This is a genomic window from Vibrio sp. 1078-1 (assembly GCF_033340475.1).
Window position 1 is genome coordinate 1 of record NZ_JAWOWM010000556.1, and the last position, 609, is coordinate 609.

Genomic DNA, 609 nt, shown 5'->3' on the forward strand with positions numbered 1-609 from the left:
CCTACCAGCGCACTTGGCGCATACCCATTTTAAACCAGTCAAACCTGGTGGATGGCGAGATCGTTTCAACCAACGTTTCTTCGGCTTTGTAAACGGCACTTATCGTAACTTCGTGAAAGCCTGTACGCATTGGCGTTGGACGGTATTTGCTGTGTTCTGTGGTTTATTGCTGATCAGTGCTGCATTGGTTAAATCCAACTATGTGCGTGTTACCCCTAACCCGAAAGTACCGACCGATTACCCTGCGATTACTATCGAGATGAATGACACGGTTTCTAGTGAGCAAACCATTGAAGCGTTGAAAACCATCGAGCGTGTCATGCAAGAGGTCGAGTCTCAAACTATTGCTGATCATGGGCAAGGTATGATTCGCGATGTGCTTTCTTACAATAGAAGCCGCACCGAAGGACGAGTGTTAGTGCCGCTTGTCGATGAGGAAATTCGTCCGTTCAATACCTTTGAACTTGCTCGCCGCTGGCGTGAGGCGATGCCTGTTATTCCGGGTATGAAGAGTATCAAGATCCGCGAACAAAGTGCAGGTGGAGGCGATCGTGATGAGTTTGGCTACTTACTGTTTGGCTCCAACATCAATGAACTTAATCAAGCAGG

Annotated in this window: 1 protein-coding gene; it reads left to right on the forward strand. The window is 47.9% G+C overall.

What is annotated here, in order from left to right; genetic code table 11:
- A partial coding sequence (locus R7190_RS28760) for an efflux RND transporter permease subunit (protein ID WP_318138048.1) occupies window positions 1–609 on the forward strand: 609 nt, incomplete at both ends.